This is a genomic window from Sinorhizobium sp. P24N7 (assembly GCF_042436655.1).
Lineage (GTDB): Bacteria > Pseudomonadota > Alphaproteobacteria > Rhizobiales > Rhizobiaceae > Sinorhizobium > Sinorhizobium meliloti_A.
Window position 1 is genome coordinate 255,468 of sequence record NZ_JBHMIW010000009.1, and the last position, 19,628, is coordinate 275,095.

The 19,628-nt window shown below is 60.0% G+C and carries 23 protein-coding genes and 2 pseudogenes; 8 read left to right on the top strand and 17 right to left on the bottom strand.

Annotated elements, in window-relative coordinates:
* The first annotated feature begins 1 nt into the window (after position 1).
* The 4 genes from ACFHWW_RS18080 to ACFHWW_RS18095 are packed head-to-tail and all read left to right on the top strand — an operon-like array spanning position 2 to position 3,382.
* Complete coding sequence (locus ACFHWW_RS18080; RefSeq protein ID WP_379939751.1) at positions 2 to 961, top strand: carbohydrate ABC transporter permease; 960 nt, start codon at positions 2 to 4, stop codon at positions 959 to 961.
* The gene (locus tag ACFHWW_RS18085; protein ID WP_018098160.1) at positions 958 to 1,158 is read left to right on the top strand and encodes a hypothetical protein; all 201 of its coding nucleotides are present in this window, start codon (positions 958 to 960) and stop codon (positions 1,156 to 1,158) included. The genes ACFHWW_RS18080 and ACFHWW_RS18085 overlap by 4 nt, the downstream gene beginning before the upstream one ends.
* Positions 1,155 to 2,264, top strand: coding sequence for an ABC transporter ATP-binding protein (locus tag ACFHWW_RS18090; RefSeq protein ID WP_379939753.1), 1,110 nt, complete (start codon positions 1,155 to 1,157; stop codon positions 2,262 to 2,264). The genes ACFHWW_RS18085 and ACFHWW_RS18090 overlap by 4 nt, the downstream gene beginning before the upstream one ends.
* The gene (locus ACFHWW_RS18095) at positions 2,264 to 3,382 is read left to right on the top strand and encodes an ABC transporter ATP-binding protein (RefSeq protein ID WP_379939755.1); all 1,119 of its coding nucleotides are present in this window, start codon (positions 2,264 to 2,266) and stop codon (positions 3,380 to 3,382) included. Before ACFHWW_RS18090 ends, ACFHWW_RS18095 begins: the two co-directional genes overlap by 1 nt.
* Before the next feature lie 66 nt (positions 3,383 to 3,448).
* Here the strand turns inward: ACFHWW_RS18095 and ACFHWW_RS18100 are convergent.
* The 4 genes and pseudogenes from ACFHWW_RS18100 to ACFHWW_RS18115 all read right to left on the bottom strand — a co-directional run bounded on the left by ACFHWW_RS18100 (position 3,449) and on the right by ACFHWW_RS18115 (position 7,255).
* Positions 3,449 to 4,422: pseudogene (locus tag ACFHWW_RS18100) on the bottom strand (NAD(P)-dependent oxidoreductase).
* Positions 4,423 to 4,447: 25 nt separating this feature from the next.
* Complete coding sequence (locus ACFHWW_RS18105; protein ID WP_100673692.1) at positions 4,448 to 5,140, bottom strand: FadR/GntR family transcriptional regulator; 693 nt, start codon at positions 5,138 to 5,140, stop codon at positions 4,448 to 4,450.
* A 2-nt stretch (positions 5,141 to 5,142) separates the two neighbouring features.
* A complete protein-coding gene (locus tag ACFHWW_RS18110) occupies positions 5,143 to 6,312 on the bottom strand; it encodes a mandelate racemase/muconate lactonizing enzyme family protein (RefSeq protein WP_379939757.1) in 1,170 nt (389 codons plus the stop codon).
* A 55-nt stretch (positions 6,313 to 6,367) separates the two neighbouring features.
* Complete coding sequence (locus ACFHWW_RS18115) at positions 6,368 to 7,255, bottom strand: sugar phosphate isomerase/epimerase family protein (RefSeq protein ID WP_379939759.1); 888 nt, start codon at positions 7,253 to 7,255, stop codon at positions 6,368 to 6,370.
* A 313-nt stretch (positions 7,256 to 7,568) separates the two neighbouring features.
* On the opposite strand from ACFHWW_RS18115, the gene ACFHWW_RS18120 reads away from it, so the two are divergent.
* Positions 7,569 to 8,420, top strand: a complete 852-nt coding sequence (locus tag ACFHWW_RS18120) for a sugar phosphate isomerase/epimerase family protein (protein ID WP_379939761.1) — start codon at positions 7,569 to 7,571, stop codon at positions 8,418 to 8,420.
* 147 nt (positions 8,421 to 8,567) lie between these two features.
* On the opposite strand, the gene ACFHWW_RS18125 is transcribed toward ACFHWW_RS18120, so the two are convergent.
* From ACFHWW_RS18125 to ACFHWW_RS18155, 7 genes and pseudogenes are all read right to left on the bottom strand, one after another.
* Positions 8,568 to 9,170 (bottom strand): hypothetical protein, encoded by a 603-nt coding sequence (locus ACFHWW_RS18125; protein WP_379939763.1) that lies wholly within the window; start codon positions 9,168 to 9,170, stop codon positions 8,568 to 8,570.
* Between the two features lie 265 nt (positions 9,171 to 9,435).
* A complete protein-coding gene (locus tag ACFHWW_RS18130; RefSeq protein ID WP_379939765.1) occupies positions 9,436 to 9,906 on the bottom strand; it encodes a transposase in 471 nt (156 codons plus the stop codon).
* A 182-nt stretch (positions 9,907 to 10,088) separates the two neighbouring features.
* A pseudogene (locus ACFHWW_RS18135) lies at positions 10,089 to 10,648 on the bottom strand (hypothetical protein).
* Between the two features lie 154 nt (positions 10,649 to 10,802).
* Positions 10,803 to 11,144, bottom strand: coding sequence for a hypothetical protein (locus tag ACFHWW_RS18140; protein ID WP_379939767.1), 342 nt, complete (start codon positions 11,142 to 11,144; stop codon positions 10,803 to 10,805).
* Between the two features lie 511 nt (positions 11,145 to 11,655).
* Positions 11,656 to 11,970 (bottom strand): Rap1a/Tai family immunity protein, encoded by a 315-nt coding sequence (locus ACFHWW_RS18145; protein ID WP_379939769.1) that lies wholly within the window; start codon positions 11,968 to 11,970, stop codon positions 11,656 to 11,658.
* 405 nt (positions 11,971 to 12,375) lie between these two features.
* Complete coding sequence (locus tag ACFHWW_RS18150) at positions 12,376 to 12,552, bottom strand: hypothetical protein (RefSeq protein WP_379939771.1); 177 nt, start codon at positions 12,550 to 12,552, stop codon at positions 12,376 to 12,378.
* Positions 12,543 to 13,187 (bottom strand): HAD family hydrolase, encoded by a 645-nt coding sequence (locus ACFHWW_RS18155; RefSeq protein ID WP_379939773.1) that lies wholly within the window; start codon positions 13,185 to 13,187, stop codon positions 12,543 to 12,545. The genes ACFHWW_RS18150 and ACFHWW_RS18155 overlap by 10 nt, the downstream gene beginning before the upstream one ends.
* 260 nt (positions 13,188 to 13,447) lie before the next feature.
* Here ACFHWW_RS18155 and ACFHWW_RS18160 point away from each other — a divergent pair, with 260 nt between their 5' ends.
* Positions 13,448 to 13,933 carry a GNAT family N-acetyltransferase gene (locus ACFHWW_RS18160; RefSeq protein WP_379939775.1) on the top strand — a complete coding sequence of 162 codons (486 nt, stop codon included), beginning with the start codon at positions 13,448 to 13,450 and terminating at the stop codon, positions 13,931 to 13,933.
* Positions 13,934 to 13,996: 63 nt separating this feature from the next.
* Here ACFHWW_RS18160 and dsbG read toward each other — a convergent pair whose 3' ends face one another.
* From dsbG to blh, 6 genes are all read right to left on the bottom strand, one after another.
* On the bottom strand, positions 13,997 to 14,800 hold the full coding sequence (gene dsbG, locus ACFHWW_RS18165) for a thiol:disulfide interchange protein DsbG (RefSeq protein WP_379939777.1): 804 nt from the start codon (positions 14,798 to 14,800) through the stop codon (positions 13,997 to 13,999).
* A 201-nt stretch (positions 14,801 to 15,001) separates the two neighbouring features.
* Entirely contained in the window at positions 15,002 to 15,799 is a 798-nt protein-coding gene (locus ACFHWW_RS18170) for a sulfite exporter TauE/SafE family protein (RefSeq protein WP_379939779.1), read from the bottom strand.
* Positions 15,781 to 16,212: a DUF6691 family protein gene (locus tag ACFHWW_RS18175; protein ID WP_379939781.1), complete on the bottom strand. Its 432-nt coding sequence runs from the start codon at positions 16,210 to 16,212 to the stop codon at positions 15,781 to 15,783. The genes ACFHWW_RS18170 and ACFHWW_RS18175 overlap by 19 nt, the downstream gene beginning before the upstream one ends.
* Entirely contained in the window at positions 16,209 to 16,619 is a 411-nt protein-coding gene (locus tag ACFHWW_RS18180) for a YeeE/YedE family protein (RefSeq protein WP_379939783.1), read from the bottom strand. The genes ACFHWW_RS18175 and ACFHWW_RS18180 overlap by 4 nt, the downstream gene beginning before the upstream one ends.
* A complete protein-coding gene (bigR, locus tag ACFHWW_RS18185; protein WP_379939785.1) occupies positions 16,616 to 16,963 on the bottom strand; it encodes a sulfite-sensing transcriptional repressor BigR in 348 nt (115 codons plus the stop codon). Before bigR ends, ACFHWW_RS18180 begins: the two co-directional genes overlap by 4 nt.
* Positions 16,954 to 18,252, bottom strand: a complete 1,299-nt coding sequence (gene blh, locus ACFHWW_RS18190; RefSeq protein WP_379939787.1) for a bifunctional sulfur transferase/dioxygenase Blh — start codon at positions 18,250 to 18,252, stop codon at positions 16,954 to 16,956. The genes bigR and blh overlap by 10 nt, the downstream gene beginning before the upstream one ends.
* A 119-nt stretch (positions 18,253 to 18,371) precedes the next feature.
* Here blh and ACFHWW_RS18195 point away from each other — a divergent pair, with 119 nt between their 5' ends.
* Together ACFHWW_RS18195 and ACFHWW_RS18200 are read left to right on the top strand one after the other, a co-directional pair.
* A complete protein-coding gene (locus ACFHWW_RS18195) occupies positions 18,372 to 18,824 on the top strand; it encodes a hypothetical protein (protein ID WP_379939789.1) in 453 nt (150 codons plus the stop codon).
* The gene (locus ACFHWW_RS18200; protein ID WP_379939791.1) at positions 18,821 to 19,627 is read left to right on the top strand and encodes a DUF2243 domain-containing protein; all 807 of its coding nucleotides are present in this window, start codon (positions 18,821 to 18,823) and stop codon (positions 19,625 to 19,627) included. Before ACFHWW_RS18195 ends, ACFHWW_RS18200 begins: the two co-directional genes overlap by 4 nt.
* The last annotated feature ends 1 nt before the right edge of the window (position 19,628 follow it).

Sequence of the window (19,628 nt, forward strand, 5' to 3'; positions counted from 1 at the left end):
GATGGCGGCTGTCCAAACTCGCTCCGAGCGCGCGCTGAACCGGGTAGCGATCGCCGCCGTGCTCGCAATCACGCTGCTGTTCCTCGCACCGATCTATTGGATCACGTCTACGGCCTTCAAGCCGCGCAACCTCGCGACGACCATCCCCCCGACGGTCATCTTCGAACCGGAGATCTCACCGTTCGTCAAGCTCTTCACCAAGCGCTCTCAGTTGCGGTCAGCACCGGAACCCGAAGACTATGCTGCCGCTCCCTGGTGGGAACGGCTGGTCTTCGACGGGGGGGAAAAGGTCGTACGTTCGGGACGCGGTGAGGTGCAGTTATCCGGCTACCCCAACCGCTTCATGAATTCGCTCATCGTGGCGATCACCTCTACGGTGCTCGCCGTCGGAATGGGCACCTTCACGGCCTACGGCTTCTCGCGTTTCAAAGTGAAGGGCGAAGCGGACCTGTTGTTCTTCATTTTATCGACACGCATGCTGCCGCCCGTGGTCGTGGCGATCCCCATGTTCCTGATGTACCGGGCTGTCGGGCTGAACGACACTCACTGGGGTCTTATCATCCTCTACACCGCCTTCAATCTGTCCTTCTCGGTCTGGCTGATGAAGGGCTTCATCGACGAGATTCCGAAGGAATACGAGGAAGCGGCGCTCGTCGACGGCTACACGCGCTTGGAAGCCTTCTTCAAGATTGTGCTGCCAGAGGCCGCCACAGGGATCGCCGCGACCGCCGTCTTTTGCTTCATCACAGCGTGGAATGAATATGCTTTCGCGCTGATCATGACGAACCGGCGCGCGCAAACGGCACCGCCCTTCATCCCAAGCCAGGTCGGCTCTGGCCTTCCGGATTGGACCGTCATCGCCGCAGGTACCTTCCTGTTCCTGCTACCGGTCGCAATCTTCACCTTCCTGCTCAGGAACCATCTCCTGCGCGGCATGAGCTTCGGAGCGATCCGCAAATGACGTTTCGTGCCATAAATCAGAAGTATCTGGCGCCAGGCGCGCAGCTCCTGATGATATTCGGGATCATCGCGCTGTGCCAGCCGTGGAACCTGTTCCTTCATCGCTATGGACTGACGATGACGTTAGTTGGGCTGATTGCCTTCATGATCACGTCGAAGGTCCCGCCGGAACAGAAAGCTGACGAGAGCAGGCCATGACGCAGATTGAATTACGCGGGATTGAGAAGCACTTTGGTGCCGTTCAGGTCATCAAGGACCTCAATCTCACCATCGCCGACAACGAGTTCATTGTTCTGCTTGGCCAGTCCGGCTGCGGCAAGACGACCACTCTACGCGCAATCGCCGGCCTCGAAACGATCGACGAAGGCGACATCCTCATAGACGGTCAGCCGGTGCAGCACATAAAGGCGTCGCACCGAGACATCGCCTTTGTGTTCCAGTCCTTCTCGCTCTACCCGCACATGACGGTCTTCGAGAACATCGCCTTCCCGCTCCGCGCCACGCGCAGCAACCCTACGGATATCAAGCGCAAAGTTCAGGCGGTTGCAAAAACGCTCCAGATCACCCATCTGCTCACCAAAAAGCCCTCCGCTCTTTCCGGCGGCGACATGCAGCGCGTGGCGATCGGTCGGGCACTCGTCCGGCGTCCCAAGGCGATGCTTATGGATGAGCCGATCGGCGCGCTTGACGCGAAGCTCCGCGAAGAGATGCGCGCTGAAATCAAGCGACTTCACATCAAACAGGGCTCGACAACGATCTACGTGACCCACGACCAGGTCGAGGCAATGTCCCTCGCCGATCGCATTGTCGTTATGCACGAAGGTGTGCTGCAGCAAGTCGGCAGCCCTCATGAGGTCTACGCTCGTCCTGCCAATATGTTCGTCGCGCAGTTTGTCGGGAGTCCGGTAATGAACATGTCTGACGTGACGGTTTCCGAGGACGCGGGGCATGCGCGCGTCGTGGTGCGAGGTGCTCCAACGTACTTCGATTTTCCGTCGAGTCTCACGGCCCAGCTCGCTGTCGCTGGGGCTCGAAACGGAAATCTCACCCTCGGCGTACGACCTGAAGGGGTTCTCGTGTCGAGGGAAGCACGTGAGGGCTTCGTGCCCGTCGAGGCCCATATCATCGAACCGCTCGGCTCGCATGACATCATAGACCTGCAGGTTGGCGATCAGATGCTGCGCGCGCGGACAAAAAGTGGTTTCGTACCCCGACCCGGCGAGGCCGTCTGGGCTCGCATAGATCCGGCTCAGGCGCATTTCTTCGACAGCTCGACTGGCACATCTTTCGGGATCAGGCTCTGATGGCGCATATCGAACTCAAAGGCATCACCAAGACCTTCGGTACCCACACCGCCCTGAGGGATCTCAGTTTCGAAATTGCCGACGGAGAGTTTTTCGTGCTGCTCGGCGAGACGGGCGCCGGCAAGACGACGACCCTCAGGCTGATTGCCGGGCTCGAAAAGCCGACGGGCGGACAGATCTTCATCGACGGTGAGGATGTCGCCGACTGGGGCGCCGCCGAGCGCGACGTGGCGCTTGTGCTGCAGCAGTATTCGCTCTATCCGCGCTATACCGTCCGCGAGAATCTCGAATTTCCGCTGAAGTCTCGCATCCGGCGTGTCGAACCGGCCGAGATCAAGGAGCGTGTCGCCCGTGTCGCGAGGACGCTCCGCATCGAGCATCTGCTCGACCGCAAGACTGACCGACTATCGGGTGGCGAGATGCAGCGCGTGTCCATCGGCCGAGCCATCGTGCGCAAGCCGCGCGTCTTTCTGATGGACGAGCCCCTTTCCGCCCTCGACGCCAAACTGCGCGAGGCGCTGCGCACTGAACTCAAGAACCTTCAGATGAATCTCGGCGCAACCTTTCTCTTCGTCACCCACGATCAGATCGAAGCCATGTCGATGGGCGACAAGATCGGCGTACTCAACAACGGCCAGCTCGTTCAGACAGGCACCCCACAGGAAATCTATCGCAATCCAGTCAACACGTTCGTTGCACGTGCAGTCGGATCGCCGCCGATGAACCTGATCTCCGGCAAGCTCGCGGCCAGCGAGGCTATCGCGGACGAAGGCTACCGCTTGCCTTTTGACGCCGCGCTGGGCGCTGCGCTTGACGGACGGCCCCTGACCTTCGGCATCCGCCCTGAGGATCTTTTCCTCGAAAGCGGCGCACCCGGCGAGGCCCGCGTGCACGACATCGAGAACCATGGGGTCGAAAAGATCATCACGCTTCGTACAGGCAACCACTTCTTGCAAGCGACGGTGCCAGCTCAGACCGACCTCGAGATCGAGGAGTCTGTTCGCTTCTCCTGGAATCCGGAAAAAGTCGTGCTCTTCGACGGCGGAAGCGGGATGAGCCTGCGCCATCCTTGCCGAGGCGTCATTGACGACAAAAAACCGAGTCCATCCTGGACGTGACTTCCCGCCCGTCTGCCCGTCATTCACATGACCACCTGGAGGCGTCCATCCGGAATGGACGAAGCCCTATGCAGGGAACCGCCGCCTGTAATGTTCCACGACCTCAGGGTTGCGGAGATTAACGGGCAATCCCCCTTCCATGACGCGGATCGCTTCGGCCGCAGCTCCTATTCCCATGCGCATCATGCTTTGCTCTGTAATACCGGCGAGATGAGGCGTCACGATCACATTGTCCTGCCGGAAGTAGGGATGCTCGGACGGGAGGGGCTGTGTAGAGAACACGTCAAGGGCAGCGCCGCCGATACGCCCCATCTCCAGCGCCTCGATCAACGCACCATCATCCACGACCGGACCGCGCGACACGTTGACGAGGATCGCGCCCGGCTTCATGCGCGCAATTCGCTCGCGGCTTAGAACCCCGGTCGTCTCGGGCGTGAGCGGGCAACAGAGAACGACGATATCAGCCGTCGAAACCAGATCGTCGACTGAGAGAAACCGGACGCCGTTCGGCAGGCTTTCCGGCGAGCGGCTGTTCGCAACGACCTCCAGCTGGAACCCGTACTTCGCGATCCGGAAGACCGCCTTTCCCACATTGCCCATGCCGATGACGCCCATGATGCGGCCGGCGAGATCAAGTGCTCGCTCGCAGTGGGCTCGCCCAGCACTCCAACCCATGTTTCTGAGATCGCGGTCCATAGGACGGAACTGGCGCAGCAACGCAAGCGTCACCATGAAGACGTGCTCCGCAACAGTCGGCGCGTTGACGGCCGGCACGTTGGCGATAAGCACACCGGCGGCCGTGGCCGCGTCATAGGGAATCATGTCGAGCCCCGCACCGTGCCGGACTACTGCGCGCAGGGCCGGTACATTTCCGAAGAAGGCCGGCGGTATCGGCGCGCGCACGATGACAATCTCCGCGCCCTCACCTTCACGAAGCAACGTCTCTGGATCGGGGCGGACGCGACGCGGAGATCACCCGCCGCCTTCAGCATAGCTTCGGCGTCGGGGTGCAGGCGATGGGTCGAGAAAATGAAACTCATCGTCCTCCTCGTTGCCGACCGGGGACTACTCCGCGGCTGTCGCAGGCCCGCCGATGAGGCCCTTCCAGTAGCTTTCCGCGCCCTGAAGATGCGCGTTCATCAAAGCTTGAGCGAGATTGCCGTCGCGTGCGAGCAGCGCCTCGTAGATACGGATATGTTCTTCATGCGAGCGGCGGCTGCGGGCGATATCAGCAAAGTAGATGGGCAGTCGCTGTTCGCCCATAGTATAATAGACGCTGCAGATCCGGTGGAACACACTATTCTTCGTCGCCCGCACGATCTCCAGATGAAAGTCCCTGTCTTCGCGCGCGAGGCCCTCGCCTGCAGCGATCTTCGCCTCGGAAGCGGCGAGAATTTCGCGCAGCCGTTCGTAGTTCTCCTCCGTCGCCCGCGCGCAGGCGAGCTCCGCAGCCTTGATTTCGTGGATCTTGCGGAGTTCCACCGTCTCGTAGATCACGATCGGGTCCAGTGGCACGCCGGCGCGCGCGAAGAGTGCTATGGCCTCGACACTCGCCTCCGTCGTCGTCAGATAGATACCCGACTTTGGCCGGCGCTCCACAATGCGCATGGCTTCCAGGATTGCCAGTGCCTCCCGGAGCTGTCCCCGGCTGACGGCGAAGTGCTCGGCGAGCTCCCGCTCCGAAGGTGTTCGTCCACTGCCGCTCGAAGTTGAAAATAGATGGGCCGCCAGGTCCGAAAGCAGATTGTTTTCTTTCATGACTACAGTCTTTGCGCATGAGTCTCCAGGACGCGCTCCTTTATCGTAAATCCCAAGCCGGGTTTATCGGGAATCTCTAGCATCCCGTCTCTCACGGCGACAGTCTCCTCGACGAGGTCGTGGATCATCGGATTCGCGCCCACCGCGTATTCGATGACGAAGCTTGCCGGGGAGGCCGCGCAGATGTGCAGACCAGAGAAGAAGCACGGGGCACCGGCCCACAAATGCGGGGCAAGACGGAGGTTGAAGGCACTGGCGATCGCGCCGATGCGCATGGCCTCCGTAATGCCACCGCAGAACGCCGGATCGGGCTGGAAAATATCGGCCGATCGCAGCACCGCAAGGTCGCGGAAAGCGAAGCGAGTGGCCTCGCTCTCGCCGGCTGCGATCGGAACGTTTCCAGCGGCGCGCACTTCCGCCATCCCGGCCTTATCGTCTGCGATCACCGGCTCCTCGAACCAGGCAAGATCGCAATCCCGGACGAGCTGTATGAAACGTTTCGCGTCGGCAACCGTATAGGTGCCATGCGCATCGACCATGATATCCACCGAGGGGCCAAGCGCCTTGCGGGCAGCACGCACGCGGGCCGCCGAGACATGCGGTGCGCGGTCCATCGCGCCGACCCTCATCTTGACAGCCTTGAAACCGCCACTGGCAAGGTAGGACTCCAGTTGGGCGCCGATCTTTTCGGCACTTTCCCACCCGCCGGAAGCATAAGCAGGCAGCCGATCCGCTTTACGCCCGCCGAGCAGCTTCCATACCGGCACGCCCAGAGATTTGCCAAGGATGTCCCACAATGCGATGTCGACGGCACTGATCGCGGCAATCGAGAGGCCCCGGCGTGAGAGCTCCGGCATAGCATGACCTGACATCGCCGCCGTTTCGTGGCGCACGCCATTGTAAAGCATCTCCCAGATGGCGGAGATATCGGCGGCGTCGCGACCGACGAGCCTCGGACCCACCTCATAGTTGAGCATGTGAACGAGGGTGCCGTAAGTACCCGCGCCGCCCGCAGCATTCTTGCCCTCGCCCCACCCCACGATCCCGTCATCTGTTTCTATGCGCAGGATCGCCGCGTCGAAGGTTGTCAGGCGACCAAAATCGCTGCGATGCTGCCGATTGGCTTCGATAGGTATGCGAACCCACCAGGCTTGGACGGTCTTGATACGCATTTCGCCTCCCAACCCCGCAGCACGCCGGCCGCAGGGCATACTCGGGACCCGTCCCTCACTTGATCAGCGGCAGGATGGTCTCTGCGGTGATCCGCATCTGGTCATCGTAGAACTTCTCGGTCAGCAAGCTCGATCCGTGGTCCTGGATGAATTTGAGCTGCTCCGGGGAGATATCGACCGGATTGCGCTCGACCATATCGCGGTATTTCGCCGCTGGCGTGCGGTCTACCGGAGCCACGAACTCATTGGTGAGCGCGCCGTCGTATCCGATCTCTTTCAAAGTGGCGACGATCTTCGGCCAGTCGAGATGACCGAGGCCCGCCGCAAAGCGGTTGTTGTCCGCCACATGGAAATCGAAAAGCCGGTTTCCCGCAAGCCTGATCGCGTCGTGTATGTCCTCCTCCTCGATGTTGAGGTGAAAAGCATCGAGGCAAACGCCGCAATCGGGATCAACTGCGTCGGCTAGCGCGAGCGCTTGGGCAGCGCGGTTGAAGAGATAAGTCTCGAACCGGTTGAGCGGTTCAATCGCCAGCCGGACGCCCTTTCCCCGGGCGTGAGCGAAGCACTCCTTCGTCGCCTCCACGACCCACTGCCATTCTTCCTCCTCGGTGCCATCCGGAACAACCTTGCCGACGGTCGCAGGTACAAGGGTGACGACCTCGCCTTCGAGCTCACTCACCATCGTTATAACACTCTTCACGTAATCCACCGACTTTGCTCGCTGGCCCTCATCCTTGGCTGCGAGGTTGCGCTCGCCGAGCGTTAGCGTCACCGCGCCCCAGCAGCGAATGCCGTGTTCTTTGAGCAGCGCGCGCGTGTCCTTGATGTCGTACTGGGCCGGCTCGCCTGAAATCTCGATGCTCTCGTAGCCGTACTTCTTGATGCGTTTCAGCGTGACGGCGAGAGGCTCCGCCCGCATCCAGTTGTGCGTCGAAAGGTGCATAAACGTCCTCCCAAAACCATCGTTACTGCCGCGGCACTCGAGAGTGCCGGGGCATCTCCTCCACTCCGACCGAACCTATTCTGGTTTGGCCAATTCTACTTTATAGAAGGTCTATCCCAAATTACCTCTGCCGGCAAGCCGCTTACGAAGCCTTGCGTTTCTGGGCGTTTGTACAAGTGTACCCCGTTTCACGGCGCTTCTGACCGAAATCATTGACGTTGCTAACTTGACCAGATCGCCGCATTTGGTATTACCAGATCGCGATCAGCGTGGGAGGCGTTACCGCGGCAGTCAGAAACGGGAGGATGGGACCATGAAGATCGGTATGTGCATGTTTCTGTGGACGACGAGCGTCGGCCGGAAACATGAAAGGCTACTCCGGGACATCAGGGCGACCGGCTTCGACGGGGTAGAGATACCGATCTTCGAGGGCGCTCCGGACGAGTACCGCCGCCTCGGCGCATTGCTCGATCGCATAAGTCTGGAGCGCACCGCAGTGTCTGCCATGAGCGACCCTTCCATGAACCTGATTTCGCCTGACAATGCGACACGCAAGCGCGGCATCGCTTACATGCAATGGGCTATCGACTGCGCGGCCGCCCTCGGCGCGCACACGTTAAGCGGTCCACTGCATTCTACGCTCGGCCAGTTCTCCGGTACCGGGCCCACCGCCGCAGAACTGAGGCGGTCCATATCCTCGCAGCGCACGATCGGCGATCATGCCGCTCAGCGCGGTGTCACCGTTGCACTTGAGGCGCTGAACCGCTTCGAGTGTTATCTCGTCAACACAATGGACGACCTTGCTGCCCATATTGATGCGATCGGGCATCCGAATATTCGGGCCATGTACGACACCTTCCACAGCAATATCGAAGAAGCCGACCCCGTAGGGGCCTTCACCCGCAATGCGGACCGCATTGTTCATGTCCACATCTCGGAGAACGACCGCGGGGTGCCGGGCCGTGGCAACATTCCATGGCCGGAGACCTTCAAGGAAATCCGTGCGAGCGGCTATGACGGCTGGCTGACAATCGAGGCCTTCGGCCGCGCATTGAAAGACCTTGCGGCCGCAACCAAGGTCTGGCGCGATTTCTCCGAGACCCCCGAAGAGGTCTACCGGGATGGATACCGTCACATCCGGGACGGATGGGAGGCAGCGGCATGACAGACCCGGCCTTCGGACTACATCCCTAGAAGCTCCAGTTGAAATAGCCTGTGTGGCGCCGCTCACCAACGCCTGGTTTTGCTAAGCTTGAGCCGGAGCTACCGGCATCTACGCCCCCAACCCCTCCGCAACCATGTCATGGTGTCTTCAGGTGACCTCGAACCGCTCAAGCATCTTCTTGAGCTGCAGGTTTTGTCTCTGAAGTTGTTCGGCCAACAGCCGCTTAAGCCGCTTGTTTTCAGCATCAAGGGCGGCCACTTCGTCGAACGAGATCGAATCCGCGGCAGTCTTGGAATCCTCGAATGCGGCCATTGAGCTACGCGTAGTCGCGTGAGTAGGGCGCCGGCCGACGCGCTTTCGAGGTGTGCGCTTCGATGTTGTTGTCGGCTGCGATGTCTGCTGACTGTCCTGCACTTGCGCAACAGCTTCGTTAGCCGGGCGATCGGACTCATGCTGCTTCGCGATTTCAATTTCCGTACCGTCGGCCGACCCTGGCGCTGCTTGGTCAGAAATGTCATCGCCTGCGGGTTCGTTCGCGAAATTCGCCGTCACGGGATCAGTTGGAGCCGCGTCATCCGCTTCAGGTATTCCGGGGGCTTTATCTGACTTGAAGAGATGCGGGACCTTGTCTTCTACTTCGCGGGCCACTGCCTTAAGGTCAGTGTCCCCCCAGATGGAATTCGTCCGAGTTTTTGACTGTCGCCGCCCCGACTTGAATTCGACAACGAAACTCCGCTGTGGCGTTTTCATGTACTCTCGATCCCTGAGTGCCGTAAAAAGAGCAACGCCGATCGGCGCTACTGTTGGCGGACAAATACAGCTCCTCCCGGCACACTTCAACTGCCCGGCACCCGAAGCGGCGCCGCGTCCTTCGCGTCGCCAACTTCGCAGCTTACGTGCGTGCCACTGGCCGTCCAAGAGGCCCATCGCGGCTATGCCCGGTCTATCGAGAAATTATTGCCGGCGTACCGCAGGGCCGGATGGCCGCTGAAGAACCAACGCCTGCAATTCTAAGTCAATCCAGCTCAAGTCTTTTGCGCAGTTCGGCGTTTTCCGCCCGCAGCTTCTCCGCCAGTAGCTTGCGGAGCCTTTGGTTTTCCTCTTCGAGTTGGACAAGGTCTGCCAACTCATCGCCGGCCGGCACGGGCCTGGTGCCCTTAATACCCTTAGTGTCGCTTTGCTTGACGGCCTTCGCAGCGGCTTTCCAATGATAGTAGGTTTGCTCCGATATGCCGGCGCTCTTGATAGCGTCTTTGAGGGTACTGTTGCCTTGGACTTGCGTCTCAATCAGCTTGAGCTTCTCGCTCTTCTCCTGTTCGCTGTACCTCCTGGGTTTCGCGGCCAACGCCTTTGATGAAGCTTGCACTGGTTCGGCAGCCGTCTTTGGGCGCCGGGCCGACCTCTGCTTCTTGGTCGTCGGTGCTTTCACTTCTGCGTTCGCCGCTTCAGTTGCAGCAATCGGTCCCGTGTTACTTTCGTCAGCCATCAACAGTTCCCTCCTTTGGTCATTGCCTGTTTTCTGCTGAGAGCACCCCAGAGTCAACTCAAGCACAAGAGTCCTGTTTTACGGATGGTTGATGTTAGGCTTATGCCTGCAGTGTGACGATCAACGGGGAGTAAAGACTACGAGCTGTCGTCTCAACTACGTGCCTCGGAGCGTCGCCACGCTCACGAAACACCGAAGCGCTCGAGCATCTTCTTGAGCTGAACGTTCTGCAGACGAAGCTTTTGAGCGAGCTGGTTCCTCAGCATTTTGATTTCTGCGTCGAGTGTTGTCACTTCATCAAAGAACAGATCCCGTGAAGACGGGAGTTGCACGCTTGGATGATCCGTTGCGGTGACAGGGGTCTGTGCAGCCACTTGCGCGTGGCCTTCTCCCCACGTTCTCGTCGTTTAATCCGCGCTTTCGTTTGCGACTTTGTGCTTGCCGCGTTTTTTCGTACCAACGAAGGCCGTTCGCCAACCGTATCGTCAGCTTCACGACGCGCCGGTGCGTGAGCTTGTGCATCATCGATCGGCGGTCTTATTACCTGCGCAACACTGTCACCACCTTTCGCCTTATCGGATGCACTCGACTCTAGCTTCGAACTGGGTAGAAGTGCGGACGCATGTTCCACTTCGCTCTCGAGGGCCTTGGGATCGGTGTCATTGCCAGTCGAACTGTCTTGCGCTTTCGCCGACGCTCGACGCGACGTCAGTTGGACAATGAATTTCCATGCTGATTTCATAGTGATCCAACCTTGAGCACGCCGGACGGTGATCCTGCTGCCGCTGTCCCTTCCTCACACCTTTCGAGACTGCACCGCCATCGCGGTAGTGAGCCTGCGCAAACTGCTTGCCGTGGCATGCTTGTCAATGTCATGCCGATCAGACTTGTATCGATCAAACGTTGTCAGCCTTTTTAGGGGTGGGTCGCCTCTTCCCATTGATCTCCGATTTCAGGAAAGCGAGCTCCGCGGCACGTTGCTCCTCGTCGATTGCAATCCACCACGATTTCGGGCGTCCGTCGCCATCCGACCAGCGATATCCACAAGCTTTAGATGATTTTTCATGTCGGCGAAGATGCGTACGCGCGAGCGCTGACTTGTCTTGAGAAGCACGCGATAGCTGCCGCTCTCGGCGGAACGTTTTCGAGCCTAATTTGTTGGACAACTGCAGCGGAGTGACGTTAATGCCAGAGGAGGTGCCTTTGAAACGGACGGAACCGGAATCGAAGACAAGCAAGCGGCGATCGCCGCCTAAAAGGCCCATCGAAAACACAGGCGGCAAAGACGACAGGGTCGTCAGCGATCCTCATCCAGGCTCCGTATCGGATGGAACCCACCCGGAAGCAAGCGAGGAGAAGGGTTGAACTCCTGGGTACTGACGCCGCTATCGCCTTGTCGCGTCCCGCGTGCCGGAACGGGCGACGTCGGAAACTGCAGCGAGACGTAGCTGGCCTGGCACCATCGTGTGGCCGACGGTAACTCCACCCACCGACCGCCCAGATGGACCGCTCTGGCTGCAGGCGCATTACGTGTTCGGCATGCCAGTGGATGGCCGCACCTCGGCCATGACCGAGCGACGCAACATATCCCGCGAAGCGTCTTGCAAGAAATCATCGACACATGCGCAGAGGAGAGCCCGGACATCATCGGTTCCCAGCGGCAACATGGGTGGGGAAGGAGTCCGAACGGCGCTGCGAACGTTTCGAGCGGCGATTTCCTTTTCGCCTGATCCTGTGCTTGCCGATCAACTAGCCCTTGCAGGCCCAAGCCTCGCGCAACGCCACAGGCACGAGCAAAGCGCCTGCCCTGTGTCTCTCCTCTGGATAGTTGCTGACCCATTTGCAGACGACGTCGCGAACGTTCACGTATGTCGCGCCTTCTGATAGGCAATAGTCAATCGGAGGACCTACGGTCGCATACGCATCGATAACTCCTTCGATGTAGGCCAGCGCGACGGCAGGATCATTCTCGCACCACCGCTCAATGTCGATGCCATTCGACGCTTGGGCGTCGGATGCAGCAGCCATCAGAATGCCAGCCGATGCAAGAGCGGCGATCCTCATCGTATTCTCGGTTGCACATTGGTTCAGCCGTAGCAAACTCGGAGACTGTTGGTGCCGTCGGCGGTCCATTCAAGTCAGTGTGCGGGTCTCCAGCACCATTCGCATGGTCTATGACGGGTTTAAATTGCAAATCGCTCGTGCCGCCTGCGACCGCAGACTTGATTTAAGTTCGTGCTGGATTTCGACGAAGCGGCCGAACATGTTCAGGATCTCGCGCCTGTCTTCTGCCGCCGTCGATTCCTTCGATTTCTCAGGGCCCGCAGCTGTTTCCAAAGATGTTCCGTTGTTCATTACTCTACAACAAACCAAACTAGGTCGGCATATACATTTCTACATAGGCGGGCGATGCTATCGCGGCGACAGAATACGCGATCCTCGGGATGGCATCGTCCGGGCATGGCGTTCTCATTGATGGTCATAGCTCATGCCTTCCAAGAATTCGTCCGAAAGCAGACCGCGGAACGTGCTTTGCCACGTGTCGACCAGAACGCGTGCAATCGCCTCCAGATCCTGCGCGCTTGCCTGCAGAATGTGGATCGAGGTTGCCGGCGCATCGTGGGCAATCCCTTCGGCTACGCCCAAAGATGCCTTAGGCGTGGGTGCTGGTGAATATCCCGCACCGAAGTGAATATTGCCGCGTCCCAGCCGGCACGGTTGGCGAGGTCGACAATTTCCGGCTGATCGTCGAAGAACACCGGGCGCTCTCCCGGCTCGGTTCCAAGAGCGCGGTTGATGGCTTCAAAGAAGCGCAAGTCCTTCTTTGGAACGCCGATTTGGGCGCTATAGAATAGCCGATCGAAATGGTTGGAGAAAGCCAGTTCGTCCCACAGGTACGCCGCTCTATAGTGCTCTTGGCCGGTCGCAACGAAGATTTGGGCTCTGCCGCGCTCACGGAGCTCCCGAACTATACCGAATACATCGGGATCGAGCCTGGAGTCCTTCTCGAACCAGTAGCGCACGAAGTCGTCAACGCTCCCCTTGTAGCCGACATCGGGAAGGATGGCCGCCAAAGCCTGCTTCAGGTCACGACGTCCGGTAACGCATTCGAACATCGGCGAGGCAGATCGATTGCCGGGCGTGCCAAAGAACAGGAGCTGACACGCATCGCGGTCGTCGCCCAGGTCGGCCTCGATCGTTGCATCCCACGGCTTGCGACGGGCAATATCGGCATGCCAGCCATCAATCAGCACGCCATCGACATCAAAGAAGACCTTCACTTGACCTCCACTCGGCCGCGACTGTTAGAACTCCCAATGCTCGCCTCTGGCAGCGAACTCGTTCTCCAAGCGGGGGCATAATCGACCAGCAGGTTGTCGTTGCGCCTCCAGCATCGCGGACGCTTCTCTTCGGAGGGCCACGAGAAATTGCAGCGCTTTACGATCGCTACCCGTTGAAGTACATCAGCCATGAAGTAAGCTGCAACTCACAATTTTATCCGCGCTGGGCCCATTCCAGCAACCGAAGCTCACGAGGACGCATGCGACGATCACAGTCGCGCCCGTACGCAATCTCGAACTTGCGTGATCAGCCGGGCTTCTGCCCCACGATTGCAGATCGTGTCTGGCGGGCTTGGTGGCAAGGCGCCGGCCATCCGCTCGAGCATGTAGCCGGCCACATGCAGGAAATGCTGGACGAAGGAGCCCTGCCTTTCGGGCTCGTTGCGCATGAGGGCGCGACCTATCTCGGATCGGCCCTGATCATCTCCTGCGACCTGGAGGAGCGTCCGCAATACGCTCCATGGGTGGCGGCCATATGGGTCGATGCCGACCACCGGCGTCGGGGTATTGGCAGGGCCCTTGTCCGCCGCGCAGCAGAAGCGACGTTCGACCTGGGCCATGATGTTGCCTATCTATGCGCCTTGCCGAAAAAGCGCTCATTCTATGAGGCATTCGGCTGGCGTCGCCTGGAAGAAAATGTCGGCCCGCATGGCCTCACCTCCCTCACCTTTTCGCGGGGCTTCTAGCTCGGTCAAAGCCAGCTTCCGCTCCCGGCCCAAAGCAGACATAGAAGAGCGGAGCGGGTTAAGCTATCTCGAACCCAAGATCATCTCGAGTGCGGCATCCTGAGGCAGACCAGCCATCTGTCCGATGCTACCATCTGCCTTCCTGAAGACGATCGCAGGGGTGCCGGAAAAGCCAAGCTCGGTCATCAGGGTGGCATTGTGCTCAAGCTTTTCCGCCATTGCGGGGCTGACCGTTTCCAAAGGGGCGATGCCCCCGTCCTCGTACTTGTGTTCGTTTTCGGCCAATGCCTCCTCAGGAGACTTGGCCTCAAGAATGGCAGCCGCCTTGGCAGGCGAATCCTGTTTGATCACGCCGACCATGACATGCCGCAACTGCACCTTGCCCGCTTCGACCCATGGTCTGGCAGACTTCCAGAATTGGTGGCAGTAGGGACAGTTTGGATCGGTAAACACGTAGACGATCCTTGGCGCGTTTGGGCTTCCGTCCTTCACCCATGTGGACCGTTCAAGCTTTTGCCAGCCCTCTTCCGAGATCGGCGCTTCTACCATCTCCTTGAGCTGGGTCTCCGCCATATCCTGTCCTGCTGCGTCGACAAGTGCGCCGACGACAACATGCTTGCCATCCGGGGTGAGGTAAAGTGCAAGTGGTTGCGCGCCAGCTTTCGCTGCGAATGCTCTCAAACCGCCTGGCACCTTCATCTCTCCGAGGACTGTCAGTCCCTGCTGCTCGATCGCCTTCAGTATGCTGGGATACTCTTGGGGTTGTGGGATATCCTCGGCTGCGGCGATCTGTGGTGCAGAACCGAACAGCAGCGCTGCGAACAGCATCAGGGTCGTTTTGAGGTTGGTGAAAATGAAGCGGCGCATCGGAGTTCCTTTAAAAGCTGTCGCTTGACGTGCTCACCTTAAGGCAACCTTAAGGCAGCGGTCCCTGTGCATGTGGCAGCGCCGGTCCTTGCTTCTGTCCGAGTACCTGTCGCGTTGGCAACGGGATCCTGGATAGTGACGTTCACTCGACGCCGGCATGGCAATCAGGTGCCAGGATCGCCACCTTAAGATTGGCCGCCCTCAGCCAATCATCGACGTCCACCAGTTGCGATAGAGGATGTAGGCTGCGACTACGAAGATCAGCGCGGCGTACAGGCGGTTGAGGATGTTCTTGTAGGCGCTGAGGCGCGTGGCGAGCAGCATGCCGAGAACGCCGCCGACGATGCCACCGCCAATGAATTCCGCAGCAAGCCACCAGTCCACCAGTCCTGAGCTGGCATAGTTCAGTGCCGTCGCCAGCCCGAACGCTCCAACGGAGAGGAGCGAGGTCCCGATCGCGTTGATCATCGGCATGCCGGTCGCCAGCATCAGGCCGGGAACGATCAGGAAGCCTCCGCCGATGCCGAAGAAGCCGGATGCCGTGCCCGCGGCCAATGCGACGGCCGCGGTGGTGAGGCACATCCGGAGGTCGACGGGACGGCACTCGACCGCAACTGCCTTCCCTGGTTTGAGCATCAGCGCGCCCACAACCACCATCAGGATGCCGAACAGGAATATCAGCCGGTCCCCGTCCATCGCCTTGCCGAGGCTTGAGCCGCCGAGCGCACCGAGAACGCCGAGCGCGGAGAAGACGGCGGCACATCGCCACCAGACATGCCCCTTGATGGCGTGGCTGGCGAAGTTCGCGAAGGCATTCACCGAGACCGCAAGAGCGCCGGTTCCGATTGCAACATGCGGCTGGGTTACGCCGACCACGTAGAGGAGGAGCGGCGTCGCCAGGATCGACCCGCCGCCGCCCAGCAGGCCGAGCATGAAGCCGACGATCCCGCCGGAGCCGACTGCCGCAAGGATTGAGGTGGTCACGTCCGTCTGCTCCATATTCGGTCGTGGAAGGTCATACCCACCAGCATGGCGATAACGAACAGCATCGTCTGCGGCAGGCCGATCGAGAGCGAGGCGATTGCCGGACCGGGGCAGAAGCCGCCGATGCCCCAGCCGAGGCCGAACAGGGCGGAGCCGATGATGAGCGGCGCATCGATCTGCCGATTGGTCGGGATATGGAAGCTGTCGTCAAAGGCCGGGTGTCGCATCCGCTTCATCACCTGAACGCCAATGAAAGCGACGACGACGGCACCGCCAAGGACGAAGGCAAGGCTTGGATCCCAAGCACCGAAGACATCGAGGAAACCCTGCACCTTCGCCGGGTTCAGCATTCCGGAAAGTGACAGACCAACGCCGAAGACGATGCCGGAACCGAGTGCTGCTCCAAACTGGTAGATGTTCTTGTTCATAGTCCGAAACTTCGCAGGATCGCGAGAGCGGCGACGCCCGATGTGAGGAACGTGGCTACAGCCACCATCGAGCGCGGCGACAGGCGGGCCAGCCCGAGGACGCCGTGCCCGCTGGTGCAGCCGGACCCCATCCGCGAACCGAATCCGACCAGCAACCCGGCCACGATGATCAGCGGCCAGCCTGCGGTGATCTCCACCGTCGGCCATCCGCCAAATGACAGCAGGTACACCAGCGGGCCGAGCAGCAGCCCGAGCACAAAGGCGAGGTTGGTGGTCAGGCCGACGCTCTGGGCGAGACGGCCGACGATCCCGCTGATTCCGGCGATCCGTCCGTTGAGGAGCAGCAGCATGACCGCCGACAGGCCGATCAGCATGCCGCCGGCCAATGACGGAAGATATTCACTCATCTGTTTTCCTTCACGCAGAAGATGTCATAGAGGGCGGCAACCAGTTCGGCGGCCTTCTCCTCCGTCAGGGAATAGAAGATCTGTTTTCCCTCCCGCCGGGTTGCGACGATGCCGGAACCACGCAACACCGTCAGGTGCTGCGACAGATGTGGCTGGTGGAGATCGAGCTTCTCTTCAAGCTCACCGACCGAATACTCGCCCTCCACCAGCGTGCAGACGATCATCAGGCGCGCCGGATGGGACAGCGTCTTGAGGAGGTTTGCCACCTCTTCGGCGCGGCTTGCCATCTCGCCCGGAGAAAGCCCCGCCTTCGAAATTGCTTTCAGGTCCGTGCTCATTCCCATGCTGCTCCCTGCAATGCATCGAGCGGGAATTTGAGGTAGCGCTTGCCGTTCGCCTCCGGCTCGGGAAGACGCCCGCCGCGGATGTTCACCTGCAGGGCATGCAGGATGAGCTTCGGCATCGGAAGCGTTTTGTCGCGTTTGGTCCGAAGCGCCACGAACTCCTCCTCGCTCACGCCAGCAAGGTGCGGGTTGGACTTCTTCTGCTCGGCCACGGTGCTTTCCCACCGCGGTGCGCGACCGTCCGGCTGATAATCATGGCCTGTGAAGATCCGCGTCTCGTCCGGGAGCGCGAGGATGTCCTGGATCGATCTCCACAAGCCACGGGCGTCGCCCCCGGGGAAATCGGCACGCGCCGTACCACTGTCCGGCATGAAGAGCGTGTCGTGCACGAAGGCTGCGTCGCCGATCACATAAGTGATGGAGGCAAGCGTATGTCCGGGTGAAAACATCACCTTGGCGTCGATCGATCCGACCTTGAAGGTTTCGCCGTCAGCAAAGAGCCGATCCCATTGCGAGCCATCGGTGGCAAGCTCTGGCCAGTTGTAGATGCCCTTCCACAGCTTCTGCACATCCACCACGCGCTCGCCGATGGCGGTGCGGGCACCGGTCTTCTCCTTCAGGTACTGGGCGGCGGAAAAGTGGTCGGCATGCGGATGGGTATCGAGGATCCACTCGACCGTCAGGCCTTGCTCGCGAATGTAGTCGAGGATTGCGTCGGCATTGATCGTCGCCGTCGCGCCTGCCTTCTCGTCGAAGTCGAGCACGGGATCGATGATGGCGCACTTGCCCGTGTCCGGATCCGAGACCACGTACTGGGCACTCCAGGTGCGCTTGTCGAAAAAGCCCTTCACCTGCGGCCGACGGGAGGCCTGCTGCTTGATCCAGGTCGCCGCGGCAGTTGTGTCGAAGCCGCGTTCGCGTCCGAAGTCGATGACGTCGTCGGCCCGCATGCGGCCGTCAAGGACCTCACCGATTAGGTAGAGGCTCAGCGACCGGGTGCCGCTCTTGCAGTGGGCGAAGACCGGGCCCTCAGATCCAGCGACCGCGCGCTGGAAGGCGCGCACGTCCGCTTCGGTGATGGTGCCTCCGGTGACTGGAATGAACGCATAGGACAGGTTGCAGTGCTTTGCTTCCTGAGCTTCTGCCTCTGTTCCCGGCTGTCCGGGCTCCTCGCCATCCGGTCGATTGTTGATAAGCGTCTTGAACCCGTTTTCGCGCAGCGAACGGATGTCTTCGACGGTTGGCTGAGACGAGATCGAAAGCTTCTCGGATACACTTTTTACAGGCATGACTAGCTCCGCGAACGTTTCGTTATACGTTCTAATATATTATATATTGAATGGTCTTCAAGACCAGTCACGGAACTTTGTGGTCTTCCTGTGGTTCCCGCGCAAAGGAGATCAAGACCATGGCCACGACAGCGAACCGGGTCAGCGCCCAGACATCCGACGAGATCAACAACCGCCTTCGCTGGCAGATGGAAGAAAGGCTCGCCTACTACGAAACGCACCCCGACCAGATCTCAGCGAGGCTGGCCGAACTCGATCGGGAATGGGACCTTGAGCGGACGCTTGAGGCGAATGCTTCCACCCTGGCATTCACCGGTACGATGCTGGCGGCCACTGTGGACCGAAGATGGCTTGCACTGCCGGCAATCGTAACGGGCTTCCTGTTCCAGCACGCCATGCAAGGCTGGTGCCCGCCGCTGCCGATTCTACGCAGGCTGGGCTTCCGGACGGCAGAAGAGATCAATCAGGAGCGATACGCGTTGAAGGCGCTCAGAGGTGACTTCGACCCCAAAGAAGGCAACAAGCTCGATACTGTCCTGCGAGCCGTCGGAATCCGACGAGGTGGCGCATGACGGCAGCCATCAGACCAGACGAAACTGAGAAGCAGGGCTTCCCCGCAACACTGATCTGGGCAGGATACGCGCTCGGATTTGCACTGGGGGGTTTCTTCGACGGAATACTGCTTCACCAGATCCTCCAATGGCATCATCTCCTGAGCGGCATTGAAGAGGCACGCCAGGACATTCGCGTCCTGATCCTGACGGACGGTCTGTTTCACGCTCTCATGTACGTTATAGCCGCGGCGGGGCTTTGGCTGCTGTGGCGGTCGAGGCGCTCTTTTGCTGCCCACGGAGCAGACAGGCTCCTCTTCGCAAACGCGATGATCGGCTTCGGCGTCTGGCACATTCTCGACAGTGTCCTTTCTCATTGGATACTTGGGATCCACAGGATCCGGATGGATGTTGAAAACCAGTTGTTCTGGGATTTGCTGTGGTTCGCCGCCTTCGGTCTTTTACCGTTAGCTTTGGGGCTGCTGATGCGCAGGTCCAGTAAGAGAAGTGGCTCGGGCCGTCGTACCCCCGGCGGACCGGTCGCCCTTGCTTTAGCAACCTTCATCACAGCGCCTCTCGCAGCGCTACCTGCTCCAGACGACGATACCGTGATGATCGTGTTCCGACCCGACGTGAGCGTCGCAGGTGCGATGGCAGGGTTAGAGGCAAGCCGCGGGCGGCTCATATGGTCCGATGCGTCTGACACCGTTTGGGCTGTCGACATTTCCGGTGGAGGAGATGCTAACCAATTCTACGCTCACGGCGCACTCCTGATCAGCAACTCGATCCTGCGAGGCGGGTGCTTCAACTGGACGCGGATCTGAG